The sequence below is a fragment of the Pseudomonas sp. G5(2012) genome (assembly GCF_000408945.1).
Lineage (GTDB): Bacteria > Pseudomonadota > Gammaproteobacteria > Pseudomonadales > Pseudomonadaceae > Aquipseudomonas > Aquipseudomonas umsongensis.
Genome location: NZ_APIO01000013.1, coordinates 20,268 through 37,912 on the forward strand (window position 1 = coordinate 20,268; position 17,645 = coordinate 37,912).

At 61.4% G+C, this 17,645-nt stretch carries 18 protein-coding genes; 4 read left to right on the forward strand and 14 right to left on the reverse strand.

The annotated features are described in order from the left end of the window. Positions 1-11 precede the first annotated feature (11 nt). From PG5_RS05565 to PG5_RS05585, 5 genes are all read right to left on the reverse strand, one after another. Entirely contained in the window at positions 12-1,421 is a 1,410-nt protein-coding gene (locus PG5_RS05565) for a circularly permuted type 2 ATP-grasp protein (RefSeq protein ID WP_020796117.1), read from the reverse strand. A 301-nt stretch (positions 1,422-1,722) separates the two neighbouring features. After that, positions 1,723-2,067, reverse strand: coding sequence for a ribonuclease E inhibitor RraB (locus PG5_RS05570; RefSeq protein ID WP_020796118.1), 345 nt, complete (start codon positions 2,065-2,067; stop codon positions 1,723-1,725). A 198-nt stretch (positions 2,068-2,265) separates the two neighbouring features. Continuing rightward, positions 2,266-2,499 (reverse strand): hypothetical protein, encoded by a 234-nt coding sequence (locus tag PG5_RS05575; RefSeq protein ID WP_033043848.1) that lies wholly within the window; start codon positions 2,497-2,499, stop codon positions 2,266-2,268. Between the two features lie 85 nt (positions 2,500-2,584). Further along, positions 2,585-2,776 (reverse strand): PLDc N-terminal domain-containing protein, encoded by a 192-nt coding sequence (locus PG5_RS05580; RefSeq protein ID WP_020796120.1) that lies wholly within the window; start codon positions 2,774-2,776, stop codon positions 2,585-2,587. Between the two features lie 82 nt (positions 2,777-2,858). Continuing rightward, positions 2,859-3,389, reverse strand: coding sequence for a hypothetical protein (locus PG5_RS05585; protein WP_020796121.1), 531 nt, complete (start codon positions 3,387-3,389; stop codon positions 2,859-2,861). Between the two features lie 178 nt (positions 3,390-3,567). On the opposite strand from PG5_RS05585, the gene PG5_RS05590 reads away from it, so the two are divergent. Both PG5_RS05590 and PG5_RS05595 read left to right on the forward strand, forming a co-directional pair. Then, complete coding sequence (locus PG5_RS05590) at positions 3,568-5,049, forward strand: methyl-accepting chemotaxis protein (protein WP_020796122.1); 1,482 nt, start codon at positions 3,568-3,570, stop codon at positions 5,047-5,049. A gap of 113 nt (positions 5,050-5,162) precedes the next feature. After that, the gene (locus PG5_RS05595) at positions 5,163-5,528 is read left to right on the forward strand and encodes an Mpo1-like protein (RefSeq protein WP_020796123.1); all 366 of its coding nucleotides are present in this window, start codon (positions 5,163-5,165) and stop codon (positions 5,526-5,528) included. Here the strand turns inward: PG5_RS05595 and PG5_RS05600 are convergent, their stop codons facing one another. The 3 genes from PG5_RS05600 to PG5_RS05610 form a co-directional block, all read right to left on the reverse strand. Next, positions 5,529-6,326 (reverse strand): acyl-CoA thioesterase II, encoded by a 798-nt coding sequence (locus tag PG5_RS05600; protein ID WP_020796124.1) that lies wholly within the window; start codon positions 6,324-6,326, stop codon positions 5,529-5,531. 200 nt (positions 6,327-6,526) lie between these two features. After that, complete coding sequence (locus tag PG5_RS05605; RefSeq protein WP_020796125.1) at positions 6,527-7,285, reverse strand: CHAD domain-containing protein; 759 nt, start codon at positions 7,283-7,285, stop codon at positions 6,527-6,529. Between the two features lie 87 nt (positions 7,286-7,372). Then, on the reverse strand, positions 7,373-7,651 hold the full coding sequence (locus PG5_RS05610) for a hypothetical protein (protein WP_020796126.1): 279 nt from the start codon (positions 7,649-7,651) through the stop codon (positions 7,373-7,375). Positions 7,652-7,869: 218 nt separating this feature from the next. Between PG5_RS05610 and PG5_RS05615 the strand changes: the two genes are divergently transcribed. Further along, entirely contained in the window at positions 7,870-8,910 is a 1,041-nt protein-coding gene (locus tag PG5_RS05615) for a patatin-like phospholipase family protein (RefSeq protein ID WP_020796127.1), read from the forward strand. Between the two features lie 117 nt (positions 8,911-9,027). Here PG5_RS05615 and PG5_RS05620 read toward each other — a convergent pair whose 3' ends face one another. The 6 genes from PG5_RS05620 to kdpF all read right to left on the reverse strand — a co-directional run bounded on the left by PG5_RS05620 (position 9,028) and on the right by kdpF (position 17,102). Further along, the gene (locus PG5_RS05620) at positions 9,028-9,717 is read right to left on the reverse strand and encodes a response regulator (RefSeq protein ID WP_020796128.1); all 690 of its coding nucleotides are present in this window, start codon (positions 9,715-9,717) and stop codon (positions 9,028-9,030) included. A gap of 48 nt (positions 9,718-9,765) precedes the next feature. After that, on the reverse strand, positions 9,766-12,417 hold the full coding sequence (locus PG5_RS05625) for a sensor histidine kinase KdpD (RefSeq protein WP_020796129.1): 2,652 nt from the start codon (positions 12,415-12,417) through the stop codon (positions 9,766-9,768). A 130-nt stretch (positions 12,418-12,547) separates the two neighbouring features. Beyond that, positions 12,548-13,093, reverse strand: a complete 546-nt coding sequence (gene kdpC / locus PG5_RS05630) for a potassium-transporting ATPase subunit KdpC (protein ID WP_020796130.1) — start codon at positions 13,091-13,093, stop codon at positions 12,548-12,550. Between the two features lie 148 nt (positions 13,094-13,241). After that, complete coding sequence (gene kdpB / locus PG5_RS05635) at positions 13,242-15,299, reverse strand: potassium-transporting ATPase subunit KdpB (RefSeq protein ID WP_020796131.1); 2,058 nt, start codon at positions 15,297-15,299, stop codon at positions 13,242-13,244. Between the two features lie 10 nt (positions 15,300-15,309). Continuing rightward, the gene (gene kdpA / locus PG5_RS05640) at positions 15,310-17,004 is read right to left on the reverse strand and encodes a potassium-transporting ATPase subunit KdpA (RefSeq protein ID WP_020796132.1); all 1,695 of its coding nucleotides are present in this window, start codon (positions 17,002-17,004) and stop codon (positions 15,310-15,312) included. 8 nt (positions 17,005-17,012) lie between these two features. After that, a complete protein-coding gene (kdpF, locus tag PG5_RS33230; protein WP_007899818.1) occupies positions 17,013-17,102 on the reverse strand; it encodes a K(+)-transporting ATPase subunit F in 90 nt (29 codons plus the stop codon). Between the two features lie 372 nt (positions 17,103-17,474). On the opposite strand from kdpF, the gene PG5_RS33235 reads away from it, so the two are divergent. Continuing rightward, complete coding sequence (locus PG5_RS33235; protein WP_020796133.1) at positions 17,475-17,642, forward strand: DUF2897 family protein; 168 nt, start codon at positions 17,475-17,477, stop codon at positions 17,640-17,642. The last annotated feature ends 3 nt before the right edge of the window (positions 17,643-17,645 follow it).

Consider the following 17,645-nt stretch of genomic DNA (forward strand, 5'->3'; position numbering starts at 1 on the left):
TCAGGCTTCCTTCAATCCTCAACCACCCAGGTGTCCTTGGTTCCGCCGCCCTGGGAGGAATTCACCACCAGGGAGCCTTCGCGCAGGGCGACACGGGTCAAGCCGCCGGGCACGACCCGGGTTTCGCGGCCAGACAGTACAAACGGACGCAGGTCGATATGGCGTGGCGCGATGCCGCTTTCGACAAAGGTCGGACAGGTCGACAGCGACAGTGTCGGCTGTGCGATGTAGGCATGGGGCTTGGCGATGATGCGCGCGCGGAAGGCTTCGATTTCCGCTGCGCTCGCCGCGGGCCCCACCAGCATTCCGTAGCCGCCGGAGCCCTGGGTTTCCTTGACCACGAGCTCCGGAAGGTTGGCCAGGACGTGGGACAGCTCAGAAGGATTGCGACACTGCCACGTGGGTACGTTTTTCAGGATCGGTTCTTCGTCCAGGTAGAAACGGATCATGTCGGTGACGAATGGATACACCGATTTGTCGTCTGCCACCCCGGTTCCGATGGCGTTCGCCAACACGACATTGCCCGAACGATAGGACGACAGCAGGCCGGGCACGCCCAGCATCGAGTCGGGATTGAACGCCAGCGGGTCAAGGAACGCATCGTCGAGACGGCGGTAAATCACATCGACGGCTTTCGGCCCGTCGGTGGTGCGCATGAACACCTTGTCGTCACGCACGAACAGGTCCGCACCCTCCACCAGCTCCACGCCCATTTCTCGCGCCAGGAATGCATGCTCGAAGAAGGCGCTGTTGAAGCGCCCCGGCGTCAGCACCACGACACTCGGATTTTCGATCGGGCTTGAGCTTTTCAGGGTGTCGAGCAACAGGTTCGGGTAATGGTCGATGGGGGCAATGCGCTGGGCCGCAAACAACTCGGGGAACAGGCGCATCATCATCTTGCGGTCTTCGAGCATGTAGCTGACGCCGCTCGGTGTACGAAGATTGTCTTCGAGCACGTAGTACGTGCCGTCGCCGTCGCGCACCAGGTCGACGCCGGAAATGTGCGAATAGATATCCCGATGCAGGTCCAGGCCTTGCATCGCCAACTGGTACTGCTCGTTGGCCAGCACCTGCTCGGCCGGAATGATCCCGGCCTTGATGATGCGCTGCTCGTGGTAAAGGTCGGCGAGAAACATGTTCAACGCCTTGACCCGCTGGATACAGCCGCGCTCGACCACGCGCCATTCACTGGCGGGGATACTGCGCGGGATGGTGTCGAAGGGAATCAGGCGCTCTGTGCCCTGCTCATCACCGTAGAGCGTGAAGGTAATCCCGGCGCGATGAAACAGCAGATCGGCCTCGCGTCGCCGTTGTGCCAGAAGCTCGTCAGGCGTCTCGGCCAGCCAACGGGCAAACTCCCGATAATGCGGGCGGACCTGGCCGCCAGCGTCGTACATCTCATCAAAATAGGTGCGGATCATGCCGTACTCCTTGTCACCCGGACATACAGGCCTTCGCAAGGCCCGTGCCATCGGCAGAAACGCTTTGATTTCAATCGGTTAGATAATCACCACGCGAGCGCCGCACCAATCCTGTGCGGCAAATGCCCCCACCTGACGGCCCCCGCTTCATTGCAAGGCGTTGTTGTCGCCCATCACCAGCATAGACCGTAGGCGCCGGCTTGCCGGCGAACGGGTCGGCCTTGTTCGATTGCCATCGGCAAAAACGAAAACGGCCAACCCGAAGGTTAGCCGTCATTGCTGGTTGTAACTGTTCATAGGTTTATGCGAGTCGCCCTCGTACCTCCTGTTTCACACCCCAGCCTTCGATGATGCCGCCCAGAGGCTCGACCACTGCCTCGAAACCCTGTTCGAAATCGCCAATGTCGTCGTAGGTCGCATACATGACCTTGCACAACTCCAAAGCCCAGGCGCCATCGTCGCGCACACTGATTTGCGCATCCAGGGATTCACCACGGTGAAAATGACCTGCCGCCCTGCGTGCCCGCTCCTCGTCCGGGAAAATGGCGTAGAACTCGATGGGATGGAACCGGGAAAAATCAAAACCGCCTTCTTTCATGCGGCGCAACACACTGCTGCTGATGTCTTCTTGATAGGCTGTGCTCATGAAACGTCCTCCTCAAACTGATGGATAGACTTTCCGTACTCCCTTGTGCGAACCCAAGGGTGCGCGCGACGGGAAACAAGCATGGAGCTGACAAGACCAGACCTTAGCGATCCATTCGCTGATCTCGCTTGCAGAGTAGCCCCAAGATAGAGCCGCTGCCAAGGCCTGGTTCTGCTGTAGTCGATAACGAGAAGAGGTTCAGACGGGGGTGATGCTGCGAATTTCAATACTGTTCTGGGCCTTCAGGCTTTTGACGCCTGCATCAGGGGTGCGGCCCTCATAGTCGTTCAGATCCAGTTCGGCGGCCACGGGAAGCAATCGTGCCTTGATGAGTTTGGCGGCCTCTTCGTGACTCGGGCACTCCTCGCACTCGAATTCTTCATCGATTACTTCACCATGATCATCCACGAAAGTGACTTTCCACCTTTGCATCGGTGCCTCCTCGATAAAACCCATGGATAGGCTTACACCTATCTCGACCTCGGGCGCCGGGCAATGTTCCGGCGAGTGTTTCGCTTCAGATACGCACATTTCCTCGTGGGCCCGCAATGGCCCAGATGATCAGGCCCAGAACCGGCAGCAACAGGATCAACAGCACCCAGAAGATTTTCATTCCGGTCTCGGCGCCACTTTTCAGCACGTTGATGATTGCCCAGATATCCAGGGCAAGAATGATCAAGCCAACCAGGCTATTGAACGTGGAACCCATGATGACGCTCCTGAAGAGTGATATGCCCTCTTAGGATAGCCCGCCGTGAACAGGGTTCCCTTTTTTTGACAGCTTTAGCGGTTCAGACGTGGATCGCCACTTTCAAGGCTTCCAGCGATGGCGCAGCGGCGATGCCGACTTGCGCGCACAGTTCGAGCACCCGAGGCACGGCATTGCCATAGACCAGCACCACTTGCAGTTCATCGTCCAGCAGTTGGCTGAAGTTCATCAGCGTGTAGCCACCGTTTTCCTTGTTCAGGCTGCTCATCTGCACCTGGATGCGATTCAGTGCGGTCAGGGCTTCGGTCCTGGCCAACTGCTTGGGCTTGAGATTGAACTCAACCCCCGGGCCGAACGAGGCGACGATCTGGGCAAACAGGTCCACATAGGTGTCGGCCTGAAACAGCACGGTATCGGGCAAGCTGCCAACCACGACCCACTCACCCAGCGGGATCGGGAAGCTGTCGTCGTAGTTGATGTCCGGGTTGGCGCTCAGGAAAGCCGCTGGATCAGCGTAAGCCTGGGCCGCTTCATCAGCGACTTTCTCGATTTCGTCATCGGCCATGCACCCGGAGCTGATGTTGCTGATGAGTTCGATGAGGGCGGCTTTCATGGGGGCGGATCCTGTAGCTGGTAAATTTTCAGGGCGCGCAGGATAGCGCATTACGCCCTGCGATGGCGTCTTGCAAGCAAGCCTCGCAATCTTGACCTGCATCAAGCGTTCAGCCCAACAATAGCGGCACAATAATGGCACCTTGCCAAAACTGTTTCCGCTATCAGAGAAGACCTCCATGGGTGCCTGGCTTAGCAATATCTCGCTGAAGTACAAATTCTGGGCGGTGAACGCCGTCGCTTTCGTCACCACGCTACTGCTGGTGTTTTATGCCGTGCAGCTCGAACAACAAGCCCGCAGCCATGCCGCCCAGGAATCGGCCCAGGCCCAGGCGCGATTGCTCGAAGCCTGGCCTGCCGGGCAGCCGCTGCCCAGGGCCGGGAACCTGCTGACCTTCGATCACGGCCAGGCACCGCGGCTGGACGGACAGCCGCTGCAGGCACTGGCCGATGCCACCGGCTGGGTCGAGTTCGACGCGCTGCCATATTTCGGTGACAACCCGCCGATCGGCGCCGAAGTCTTCACCCGCACGGACGGCCAGCGGGTCGCCTTGATTGCCCATGGTCCAAGCCTGGGCCAGGTGTTCAGCGAGCGTGTTGTCAATTATGCGCTGGCGGTGTTTATCCTGATGCTGGCAATGCTCGGTGCCTCACAGTTGTTGATTCGCTTTTTGCTCAGTCAACTCAATACCCTGAAAGACGTGATGCTCCACGTTGAAAAAACTGGCGACTTGTCGGCCCGTGTCCCGCTGACTTGCAGCGACGAAGTCGGGCAGATGGCCAACGCTTTCAACGCCATGCAGGCCGGTTACCAAGGCGTGGTCAGCACCGTCGCCAGCACCGTCCGACAACTGGACGAAGGTGCCGCACGCCTGGCATCGAACATGAATGAAGTGCGTCATGGCATGCTTGGCCAGCAGAGCGAAACCGATCAGGCGGCAACGGCCATCAATGAAATGACCGCCACCGTCTATCACATCGCCCAGCACGCCGGTGCCACCCGAGACCTTTCGCAATCTGCCGACACCTTGGCCGGCAGCGGGCAGGAAGTGGTCATGCGGGTACAGCGATCGATTGCCGGACTGTCTACCGGGGTGCAGCAGACCGCCGAGATGATCCAGCGCCTCGCCGAGGACAGCCAGAAGATCAACGGTGTGGTCAACGTAATTCACAGCATTGCCGAGCAGACCAATTTGCTGGCGCTGAACGCGGCAATCGAAGCGGCCCGGGCCGGCGAAATGGGCCGGGGGTTTGCGGTGGTCGCCGATGAAGTGCGCAACCTGGCCAAGCGCGTCCAAACCTCCACCGATGAAATCACCGTGATGGTGTCCGCCTTGCAATCAGGTACTCGCGATGCGGTGGACTTCATGCAGGAGAGTTCATTCAAGGCCGATGAATGCGTACAGCAAGCCCAGGAGGCTGGGGCCGCGTTGGCGCAGATTACCGGGGCAGTGGCGCAGATGCGCGAAAGCAACACCCAGATCGCCGTGGCGGCCGAGCAACAAAGCCAGGTGGCCGAAGAGATGAACCGGGCGGTGGTGAGCATCCGCGATGTGACCGAAAATACGGTGCGCCAGACCGTCAGCTCGGCTACAACCAGTGATGAACTGGCGGTGTTGGCCGGCGAGTTGAGCACGGCGATCGGGCAGCTCAAGCTATAACATCGAGGGTGGACATGACCCCTATCGCTTCGATAGCCAAGCTTGATTCGCCGCCCGCATCTACCGGGCCTATCCTTGATTCATGAGTTCAACAAGGATCGAGGATAAGCATCATGGGTAAACGTCACCCCAACCTTCCCGCCTGGCAATGGCGTGCGTACCCGAACAATCACCAACACCCGACCAACCTGGTGTTGCACCTGATTGCCGTGCCACTGTTCATTGTCGCCTTCCTGCTGATCGCCTGCGGGGTATTCGGCCTGAACCTGGCGAATTTCGCCATCGGCGTCATCGGTGTGATTGCCGCCTTGGGTCTGCAACGTCACGGCCATACCCTGGAGGCGCAAGCCTCCGAGCCATTCAGTGATCGCAAAGATGCGGTTTCACGCTTGCTGGTCGAGCAGTTCCTGACCTTCCCGCGATACGTCCTCAGCGGCGGCTGGTGGCGCGCCTGGCGCGAGCGCCACCGTCGTCATTGATCAGCCGAACACCGTCACCGTCTGCCGGCTCATGGCAATCAACCGCCCCTCCACATCCCACAGCTTCGCCGCGGCATGGCCGTAGCCGTCGGCGGCATGCTCGGTTTCAACCAGGTATTTGCACCAGTCCAGGGTGCTTAGTGCCAGCAATGGCTGGACGAATTCGATGGTCCAGGTCAGCGTGCTGCCCATCGCCGGCTTCTTCAGAAACGGCATCAGGGCCGGTGGCCAGGCATCCACCAGCGCCAGGATGTGCGCTTCGGTGACCGACTCCTCCTTCACATCACCCCGCAAGCGCACCCAGCCGCCCATTTGACGCGATGTATTGCCGCTGAATGGCAACCCGCCAACACTCCAGCGCATTGCCAGGTGCTGCATGAATTGCGGGAGCACGCCCTCGATGAAAGGCAGTTCCTGACAGTCGTCCCAATGCTTCATCTCTGGCGCCGGCAACGCTTGCACCGCCACTTCCGATGGACGCGAGGCGCCGAAGCTGCCCTGAACCAGCGTGACGACCTGCCCCCTCTGCATCGCGCGGCCCAACACCTGGCTGACCGCCTTGCCCTCGCGCAATACATCAACTTCAAAACTGACCGGCACGTCGGGTTCGACCGGGCCGACAAAGGTGATTGCCAGTGAGCGTACCGGCCGGTCCGCTGGCACCTTGGCGCGCATGGCTTCGTACTGCAAGGCAGCCACCAGGCCGCCGAAACTGGCTCGGCCTTGCGCCCATCCGGGCGGGATCGACAGTTCCAGTGGTTGACGGCGAACAGCGTCGAGCAAATCGCAAAAGCGCATGAAGACCTCAAGGCAGGAAACGGATGAAGGAATCTTAACCAGCTCACTGGGGCTGTACAGTGCCTATTCCGGTCAAATTGACTGACAGATAAGCCGCCTGCGCCTGTGTAGGAGCTGCCGCAGGCTGCGATCTTTTGATTTTAAAAACAAAGATCAAAAGATCGCAGCCTGCGGCAGCTCCTACAGGGGTCGTGGTGGGTTCAGGATTTGAAACAGGCCTTGCTGAGTTTTTCCAGCACCCGGTCGGCACGCTGTTCGGCCTTGGCCATGGTGGCTTGCCAAACGGCGACACAAGGCTGCAAATCCGCTTCCTGCTCGGCCATCGCCAGCCATTGCACACAGTCGTGCCAGTCCCCCAAGGCCCCTTGGGCAGATTTCAGTCGGGGCATGGCGGCCTTGGGCAGGCGATCCAGTTCGGGGTAAGCGTCGATGCCATAACGTACGCGCTTGATCAGCAAGCGCAAACGATGGCGGTCATGGGCCGGATCGTGCAAGGCGGTGTCGAGTTTCTTCCACTGTTTGCCCAGGCGTTTTTCGATGCGCTTGTCCAGCCCCTTGAGCAAACCCTGGCGCTGAGCAGCGCGCAGGAATCGCGGAAAGGCATCGAGGATCAACAGCAGCTGCTTAAACTCCGTACTGGTCGCCACCGCAGGATAAGCCTTGGCCATTTGCACCATGCGCCGCTGCGCGGCTTGCACTTGATCGTTTTCGAGCAAGTAGGCAGCCAACACCTCACGATCACGCAATGGCGTGGTCAAGTCGCCAACTTCGGACGCCGCCGCTTCCAGCTGCTCGACTCCGGGCAACCCGCGCAACGGCCGCAGCAGGCTGCGCAACCGGCGCACCGTGGTACGCAACTCGTGCAATGCCTCAGGATCGGTGTGGGCACTCAAGCGTGCCTGACAGGCCAATAGACGAATTTCCAAGCCTAAGACCCGGGCCACCAACCTATCGATCATGGTTTACTCCGTAAACGGCTGTAAGCTGCAAGCTGCAAGCGAACCGACTTGTGGCTTGCAGCTTATAACTTATAGCTGCTTTCTAGCCTATCTCCCCGCGCGCGACTCACGAATATAGAAACGCGCCTTTTCGGCCTTCTTCGCGCATCCCTCGAAGCCTTCGAATTGTTGCTGGGTCTTGGCTGCGGTCAGCAGCGATAAAGCCTTGGAGTAGCTGACGGTTCCGGCGAAACCTTCGGCCTTTGCCAGGTCCAACTCACGCCAGGCGGCATCGAGCTGGCTGCCGCAGCTGTCGCGATAAGCGGTTTTGCCGGCACAACCGGCCAGCGCCAGGGCAATCAGTGGCACACAGATCCAGGCTTTCATTTCTTACACCTCTAAAATAGGTAAACAGTCATGCAGGTAGGACGGTCTGGCGGACAAAAAGTGCCGTCCGTCGGCAACGTTAACCCAACGGGGAGAGAATACCCATCCGCCGCCATGGAGTGTCGAAAAAACGACCCATTCACGCGGCCGAACGACCTGTCGATTGAAGCGCCCCCCTCGTTGGGTGCATTGTTGAACGATTCAAACGAGGGCGATCAATGAAAAAGCGTGTCGCACTGGTGTTGGGCTCGGGTGGAGCCCGGGGCTATGCCCATATAGGCGTCATCCAGGAAATTGAACGGCGAGGCTACGATATCGCCTGTGTCGCCGGTTGCTCCATGGGCGCGGTGGTTGGCGGGATCTACGCCGCTGGCAAACTCGATGATTATCGGGACTGGATCGAGAGCCTGGATTACCTCGACGTACTGCGCCTGGTGGACGTCAGTTTTCGCCTCGGGGCCATCCGCGGGGAAAAGGTCTTCGGGCAAATCCGCAAGATCGTTGGCGAAATCAATATCGAAGACCTGCGCATCCCCTATACCGCAGTGGCCACCGACCTGACCAACCAGCAGGAAATCTGGTTCCAGGAGGGCTGCCTGCACCAGGCCATGCGTGCCTCGGCGGCGATTCCCAGTCTGTTTACCCCGGTGATGCAGGGCAATCGCATGCTGGTCGATGGCGGTATCCTCAACCCCTTGCCGATCGTGCCGGTGGTGTCGAGCCATTGCGATCTGATCATCGCGGTCAACCTCAACTCCACCAACCAGCGTCACTACCAGTTACCGGTGATCCAGCGCCCAGCTGCCTTCAAGACCCGCTTTGACAGCCTGATCAGTTCCCTGGGCTCGAAGTTGCCGTTCCGGCGCAAGCAGGCCGAACAATTGCTGCTGCTGGAGAAGGAAGCGTTGATGGCCGAAGCGGCAGAGATCAACCCCTGGGTCGAGTCGGCCGAACCTGAAGCCCAGCAACCCGCGGCCGCGCCTGAACGGGACGGTGCGCCGAAGTCCGCCACCGGGTCGTTCATCATCGACAACGTGGGGCCGGCGTCCCTGCTGGATTTGATCAACCAGAGTTTCGAGGTCATGCAGACCTCCTTGGCGCAATACAAGATTGCCGGGTATCCGCCGGACATCCTGATCAACGTGCCGAAGCGGGTGTGCCGGTTTTTCGAGTTCTACAAGGCGCCGGAGTTGATCGCGCTGGGACGCGAGATTGCGCGCGATACGCTGGATCGGTATGAGAGTGAGCGAGATTCCTGAAACAACGATCGTTCCCACGCTCTGCGTGGGAATGCATCCTGTGACGCTCCGCGTCACGAACTCAATAGCGGACGCGGAGCGTCCATGACGGCGTTCCCACGCAGAGCGTGGGAACGATCATGAATCGAGTAACCGATACCCCACCCCCGCCTCGGTCACGATGAACCGCGGTTGCATCGGGTCGTCCGCCAGTTTCTGGCGCAGGTGCCCCACCACGATCCGCAAGTAATGCGTGTCTTCAGTATGGGTCGGCCCCCAGATGTCCTTGAGCAGTTGTTGCTGGGTGATGACTCGTCCGGGATGCCGTGCCAGTTGCGCCAGCACTGCGTATTCCTTGCGGGTCAGCGCGACTTCGCTACCATCGAGCAATACCCGCCGATAGGCCAGGTCCACCGTCAGCGGGCCGAAGGCCAGTGCCGCTTGCTGGGCCTCGCCCACCGGCGCCTGGCGTAATAGCGCTCGAATTCGCGCCAGGAATTCCTGGATGCCAAAGGGCTTGGTCACGTAGTCATTGGCACCGCCATCCAGCGCCTCGACTTTCTGCCCTTCACCGGCACGCACCGAGAGCACCAGCACCGGCACTGTCGACCACTCGCGAAACTCACGCAGTACCTGCTGGCCGTCCATGTCCGGCAGGCCGAGGTCGAGCACCAGCAAGTCCGGTTTGTTCAACGCCGCTTGCGCCAGGCCTTCGGTGCCGGTACCGGCCTCCAGCACCTTGTAGCCCTGTGAAGCGAGGCTGATGCGCAGGAATTTACGGATTTGCGGTTCGTCATCGATGACCAGGATGGTCGCGGTCTGGTTCATGGATTCACATCAACACAAAGTAGTGGCAAGAGAGTAACGCAAGCACGATCAGGCTTCACTCTCAAAACCCGGCTGCGCCTGCAAAGGCAAGTGCAAGGTGATGCAGGTGCCGCGCCCTTCAATACCGTCGGCCACGCTGATCCGCCCGCCATGGGCACCGACCATGCCCTGACAGATCGCCAACCCCAGCCCCGTGCCCTGCCCACCACGGTCGCCGCGAGCGGCGGTGTAGAACATGTCGAAAATCTTCTCCCGCTCCGCTTCTGGAATCCCCGGCCCTTCGTCGCTTACCGAGAAAAACAGCTCCGTGTCATCGGCCCCCGCGCGCACGTGCAGGCGCCCGTGGGACGGCGAGAAACGCGCAGCGTTTTCCATCACGTTGACCAGGGCCTGCTCGATCAGCGCCGCGTGGACGAATAACAGCGGCAGTTGCGCCGGCACTTCGGTGGTGACCTGCAACGGGGCCAATACCGCGCGAAGGCGATTGAGCGCACTGCCGACAATGTCTGCCGGCGATACCCAGTCCCGTGCCAGCTTCAATGCCCCGTGACCGAGGCGGGTCATGTCCAGCAGGTTTTGAATGTAGCGATCGAGGCGTTCGGCTTCGTCGCGGGTGCCTTCCAGCAACTCACGGCGATCCTCCAGGGGAATGGCCTCACCGAGGGCCAGCAGACTATCGATACTGCCGCGCATGGAGGTCAGCGGGGTACGCAAATCATGAGACACCGAGGCCAGCAAGGCACTGCGCAATTGTTCGGTTTCGCCGTGCAGCCGCGCGGCTTCCAGGTCATCGGCCAGTTGTGCTCGGGCCAGCGCCTGGGCCAACGGCTGGCTCAACGCGGTCAACAAACGCCGACGCTGGCCGCTCAAGGCCTGGCCTTCTTTGGCACACACACCGAGCAGCGCCAGCGGCCCCTCCTCCACTGACAATGGCCACCACCACCAACGACCGAACGGCAAGGTCCCGGTGCCCGCGCCCGCCGGCTGGTCGTGCTGCCACGCCCAATCGGCGGCGGCGCGTTCGGCTTCGGTGAACTCCAGCGGGCCACCGATCTCGACTTTCCAGCCGCTCTGGCCGTCGCGATTGAGCAGGCACAGTTGCAGGTCGCTCCAGCCGCTGAGGTGCTGGGCCGCCGCGTTGACCACGGCCTGACGATCGGTGGCAGCGGTGAGTTTGCGCGACAGATCGAGCAGTTCGCTGGTCTCTTCCTGGGTATCACGCAGGGCCTGCAATTGCCGGCGCTGGCGTGCAGCAAGGTTGCCGGTGAGCGCCGCCATCAGCAGGAAAAACAGCAAGGTCAGCACGTCTTCTTCGCGCTGGATGCTGAAGGAAAAATTCGGCGGAATGAACAAAAAATCGTAGGTCAGGAACGACAACGCCGCACAGGCCAGGGCCGGGCCAAGACTGCTGCGCACCGCTACCAGCAACACCGCGGCGAGAAACACCAGCGAGATGTTCGGCAACGGCAGCACACTGGCCACTGCCCAGGCCAAGGCGGTGGCCAACAGCGTCGCGACCACGGCCAGGGCGTAGTCGAACCATACCGGTGCCTGCATCGAACGCTGCCTTGGTTGATGCTGTTGCTGCTCGGTGTCGAGCACGTTGATTTCCAGCCCACGGGCATTACGCAGCAGTCGCGCCGCCAGGCCGCCTCCGAACAATCGACGACGCAGGCGCGGCCGCGACTGGCCGACCAGCACCAGGCTGGCGCGGCGTTCAGCGGCGTGCTGGATCAGGGTTTTGGCGACCTCGCCGGCCCGCAGCAGCACTACTTCACCGCCCAGGCGTTCGGCCAGTTGCTGCGCACTTTGCAGACGCAGCCGCGACTGCTCGTCACGCACGCGGCCATTATCCACATGCACCAGGCTCCACGGCAGATGCCGACGCTGGGCGACGCGGCTGGCGTGACGCACCAGGCGCTCGGCCTGGGCATCGCCATCGACGCCGACCAACAAGCGACCGCGCACCGTCGGCGCCGCTTGCCCCATCTGGCGATAGCCCTGGGTCAGGTCGTTATCGACCTGGGCCGCCGCGGTTTGCATGGCCAGCTCACGCAGCGCCGTGAGGTTGGTTTGGGAGAAATACGCATCGATGGCGGCCCTCGCCTGCTCGGGCACGTAGACCTTGCCGTCGCGCAAACGCTCGAGCAATTCGCGCGGTGGCAAATCGATCAGCAGCAGTTCGTACGCTTCCTGCAATACCCAGTCGGGCAGGGTTTCGCGCACCTGCACGCCCGTGATACCACGCACTTGGTCATTCAGGCTTTCCAGGTGCTGGACGTTGACCGTGGTGTACACGTCGATGCCAGCGGCGAGCAGTTCCTGGATGTCCTGCCAGCGTTTTTCGTGACGGCTGCCGGGGGCGTTGGTGTGGGCCAGTTCATCCACCAGCACCAGCCTGGGCTTGGCTGCAAGCAGACCGTCGAGGTCCATCTCCTCGAGCTCAACGCCACGGTATAACGAGCGCACCAATGGCATTTGCGGCAATCCGCTGAGCAACGCTTCGGTCTCGAAACGGCCGTGGGTTTCGACCACTCCGGCAATGACTTTCACGCCTTGGCGCAATTGGGTGTGGGCCGCTTGCAACATGGCGTAGGTCTTGCCGACGCCGGGGGCGGCGCCGAGGAATACCTTGAGCCGGCCACGGCCATCACGGGGCAGGTTTGCTAATAGCGCGTCGGCGCGGCCGGAGTCGCTCATGCTTTCAGTTCTCTTTATTCAGGTATTCATGTGGTGCCTGGGAGGCCGTCTTCGCGAGCAGGCTCGCTCCCACATTTGGAATGCATTCTCCTGTGGGAGCGAGCCTGCTCGCGAATGGCGTCACCGCCGACTACAGTTTTTCCAGCGCCAGGTTCAACTCAAGCACATTCACGACCGCTGGGCCTACCAATGGCTGTTCGGTGTGGGCGTCCAGCAGTTGCTGGAGCGACGCAACCGGCAGGTTGCGCGCCGCCGCAACACGCGCCAGTTGATAGGCAATCGCGGCCGGTGGCAAGTGCGGATCGAGACCGCTGCCAGAGGTGGTGACCAGCGCCAGCGGCACCGGCCCCTGCCCTGGCACCAGCAGCTTGTTGGCGTCGTCGATCACCCGAGTGGCCAGGGCCGGGTTGCTTGGCGACAGGTTGCTGGCGCTGCTCGATACGGTGGCAAAGGCACCCACCGATGGCCGCGGGTGGAACCAGGCGTCGCCGACGAAATCCTGGGCAATCAGCGATGAGCCGCGAACCTTGCCGTCGGCATCGCGCATCAGGCTGCCATTGGCCTGATCCGGGAAGGCGACCTGGGCCACGCCGGTGACCACCAGGGGATAGGCGACACCGGTGATAAGGGTCATCAAAACCAGCAGGCTCAGGGCCGGGCGTATCATTGTGGACATTTCAAACTCCTCGAATTCGGTGAACAAGTACCGCGTTCAGTCAGGTACAACGTGTCGTCTTTTTCGCGAGCAGGCTCGCTCCCACAAGGAAACGAGGTGCCTTTGTGGGAGCGAGCCTGTTCGCGAAGGCGGTACGCCTGACACACGGTCAAACCAGATGCAACGCCGTCAACAGCATGTCGATCGCCTTGATGCCCACGAACGGCACCACAATCCCGCCCAGGCCATAGATCAGCAGATTGCGTCGCAGCAACGCCGCCGCGCTCGCCGCCTGCACGCGCACACCGCGTAAAGCCAAGGGAATCAGCACCACGATGATCAGGGCGTTGAACACGATCGCCGAGAGAATCGCGCTCTGCGGGCTGTGCAGCTGCATGACGTTCAACACGCCCAGTTGCGGGTAGATCGCGGCAAACAGCGCCGGCAGGATGGCGAAATACTTGGCCACGTCGTTGGCAATGGAAAAGGTCGTCAGCGCGCCGCGGGTCACCAACAGTTCCTTGCCGATCTGCACCACGTCCAGCAGCTTGGTCGGGTCACTGTCGAGGTCAACCATGTTGGCCGCTTCACGTGCCGCCTGCGTGCCGTCATTCATCGCCATGCCGACGTCCGCCTGGGCCAGGGCCGGGGCGTCATTGGCGCCGTCGCCGCACATGGCAACCAGGCGACCGTCGTTCTGCTCGTGCCGGATGCGCGCCAGTTTTTTCTCCGGCGTGGCTTCGGCCAGCACGTCGTCAACACCCGCTTCGGCGGCGATCGCGGCAGCGGTCAATGGGTTGTCGCCGGTCACCATGACCGTGCGGATCCCCAGCTTGCGCAGCTCGGCAAAACGCTCGCGGATGCCGGGCTTGACCACGTCCTTGAGGTGGATCGCACCGAGCAGTTTGCCGTCGGCGCAGACCAGCAGCGGCGTGCCGCCACTCTGGGCAATCCTGTCGATTTCCCGGGACAACGGCGCGGCCAGGTCGGCTCGCTTCAAGCCGACGAACGCCAGCAGGGAATCCACTGCGCCCTTGCGATACACGCGGCCCTGATAGTCGACACCTGACAGCCGGGTTTCGGCGCTGAACGGTACAGCCGTCAGCAATTCGGCGGCCGGCTCCGTTTGCGGTTGCGTGCCACGCAGGTATTCGACGATGGATTTACCTTCCGCCGTGTCATCGGCCAGAGAGGCCAACAAGGCACCCTCGGCCAGTTCGCTGGCCGTCACGCCTGGAGCGGGAACAACGGCGGCGCAACGACGGTTACCGAAGGTGATGGTGCCGGTCTTGTCCAGCAGCAGGACGTGCACGTCCCCCGCCGCTTCCACCGCGCGACCGGACTTGGCGATCACGTTCAGGCGCACCAGGCGGTCCATGCCGGCGATACCGATGGCCGACAACAAACCGCCAATGGTGGTCGGGATCAGCGTGACCAATAACGCCACCAGGAACACCAGCGGCAGGCTGCCATTGGCAAAGTGGGCGAACGGTTGAAGAGTCACGACCACCAGCAGGAAGATCAGGGTCAGGCCGATCAACAGGATGTCCAGCGCCACTTCGTTCGGGGTTTTCTGGCGCTTGGCGCCTTCGACCAGGGCGATCATGCGATCCAGTGTCGACTCGCCGGGGTTGGCGGTGATCTTCACCAACAGCCAGTCAGACACCAGCCGGGTATTGCCGGTCACCGCCGAGCGGTCGCCGCCGGATTCACGAATCACCGGAGCGGATTCACCGGTGATGGCCGCTTCGTTGACGGCAGCAATCCCTTCAATCACCTCACCGTCACCGGGGATCATCTCCCCCGCTTCGACGCGCACCACATCGCCTTTGCGCAGGCTGGCGGCCGGCACCACTTGAAAGCTGCCGTTGCTGGTTCTGCGCCGGGCGCTCAAGCCTTCGCTACCCGCCTTGAGGCTGTCGGCGCGGGCCTTGCCACGACCTTCGGCCAGGGCCTCGGCGAAGTTGGCGAACAGCACGGTAAACCACAGCCACAGGGCAATCTGTGCGGCGACGAAGGTCGGCACCGCCGTGTCGGGAATGAAGCACAGCACGGTGGTCAGGATCGCCGTCAGTTCGACCACCAGCATCACCGGCGCACGCTGCAATTGTCGCGGATCGAGCTTGACGAAAGCTTGTACCAGCGCTGGGCGCCAGAGGGCCGAGATCGCGGTTCTTGCTTGTTCCGGGGCCTTGGCAGCGACCGGTTTGATTGCGGGCATATTCATCATCTGCTCCTTAGAAGCCCAGGCTTAAATGTTCAGCAATCGGGCCCAACGCCAGCGTCGGCAGGAAGGTCAAGCCACCCACCAGCAAAATGGTCACGGTCAGCAAGGTCACGAACAGCGGGCCGTGGGTCGGGAAGCTGTTCTGGCCAATCGGCGCGGTCTTCTTCATCGCCAGGCTGCCGGCCAGGGCCAGCACCGGCAGGATGTAGCCGAAGCGACCGATCAACATGCCAAGGCCCAGCATCAGGTTGTGGTACGGCGTATTGGCGCCGAAGCCGCCAAATGCCGAACCGTTGTTGGCACTGGCCGAGGTGTAGGCGTAGAGCAACTGACTGAAACCATGGGCGCCGGGGTTGCTCACCGAGGCCACAGGCCCTGGCAGGCTGGCGGCAATGGCACCGAGGACCAGCACGCCGATCGGCATGACCAGCAAGGTCAGCACCAATAGCTGCACCTCTCGGGCTTGCAGTTTCTTGCCGAGGTATTCCGGCGTCCGGCCGATCATCAGGCCGGCAAGGAACACCGCGATCAGCACGTTGAGCAACATGCCATAGAGCCCCGCGCCGACGCCGCCGAAGATCACTTCGCCGACCATCATGTTGACCAGCGCGACCATGCCGCTGAGCGGGTTGAGACTGTCATGCATGCCATTGACCGAACCGTTCGATGCCGCCGTGGTGGTCACCGACCACAGCACCGTGGCGGTGGTACCGAAACGCGCCTCCTTGCCCTCCAGCGGAGCGGTCTGTTCGACGGCGACGTTGGCCAGGGTCGGATTGGGTTGGTATTCAGCCCACAGCGACGTCGCGCCACCGATCAAGAACAGCGCCAGCATGCACGCGATGATCGCGCGGCTCTGACGCAGGTCTTTCACGTAATGGCCGAAGGTGAACACCAGCGCCACCGGGATCAGGATGATCGACGCGACTTCGAACAGGTTGCTCCAGGCCGTCGGGTTCTCGAACGGATGCGCCGAGTTGACGCCAAAGAAGCCACCGCCATTAGTGCCCAGTTGCTTGATCGCAATCTGGCTGGCGGCCGGCCCCAGCGGGATCACTTGATCAATGCCCTGCACGGTCACGGCATTCACATATTGCGCGAAGGTTTGCGGCACGCCCTGCCAGACCAGGTACAGCGCCAGCAGCAGGCACAGCGGCAACAGGCCGTACAGGGTGGCGCGAGTCATGTCGACCCAGAAGTTGCCCAGCGATGCAGTGGATTTGCGACCGATGCCGCGGCACAGCGCAACCAGGACTGCAAGACCGGTGGCGGCGCTGACAAAGTTCTGCACGGTGAGGCCGACCATCTGGCTCAGGTAGCTCAAGGTCGCTTCGCCGCTGTAGGACTGCCAGTTGGTATTGGTCATGAAGCTGACTGCGGTATTGAACGCTTGCGTCCATTCCTGGCCCGGCAGGTTTTGCGGGTTCAGCGGCAAGTGGTCCTGGAACAGCAGGATCGCGAACAACAGTACAAAACCCGCCAGGTTGAAGGCGAGCAAGGCCAGGGTGTACTTCTGCCAGCTCTGCTCGGCCTGGGGATCGACGCCAGACAGGCGATAACAACCACGTTCGAGTGGACCAAGGATCGGCGTCAGCCAGGTGCGCTGGCCTTCCATGACCTTGTAGTAGAAACGCCCGAGAAACGGTGCGGGGACCAGTACCAGGGCGAAAAACGCCAGGATCAGCCAATAGTCATAACTGTGCATAGCCGCTCCTAGTTGCGGTCCGCGCGCAACAGCGCAACCAACAGATAAATGAACAGTCCCACTGCCAGCAGCAGTGACACTCCGTCCAGAACGCTCATGGAAGTTCTCCGTGTTACGGCGTATTGCCGCGTGTGGAGGTATTGTCGGCAGGGAGGCTGTAAAGGAACGAGACCGAGGGGTGCGGCGGGGTATAAAGAAAGCGTAAAGAGTGGGTTTAGGGCTCTGTTACTGCGTTGTCTTGACGGGCCTCTTCGCGAGCAAGCCCGCTCCCACACTGTTTAGCAGTGCTTGGGAAAACGCATACCCCTGTGGGAGCGAGCCTGCACGCGAAGGGGCATTGCAGATGACACAGGGGTGAACGAAACAGAACAGGCATACAATGGAACCACTGCGAAATCCAATCGCTCAAAGTGGTATGCACGTTCGACAGGCGAAACCCTCGCCCGCCGACCGGCTTTCAAGGAGGTCGTATGCCCTGGTATGCCTGGTTGATTCTGGTGGTTGCCATTGGCTCTATCGTTGGCGGTTTAATGATGTTGCGCGACACCGCCCACAAGGTTGAGCTGACCGATGAACAGCGCAAACGCGTCGCCGAACGCAATGCGGAAATGGACGCCAAGGAAGCGCAGGACCGCTAGCTG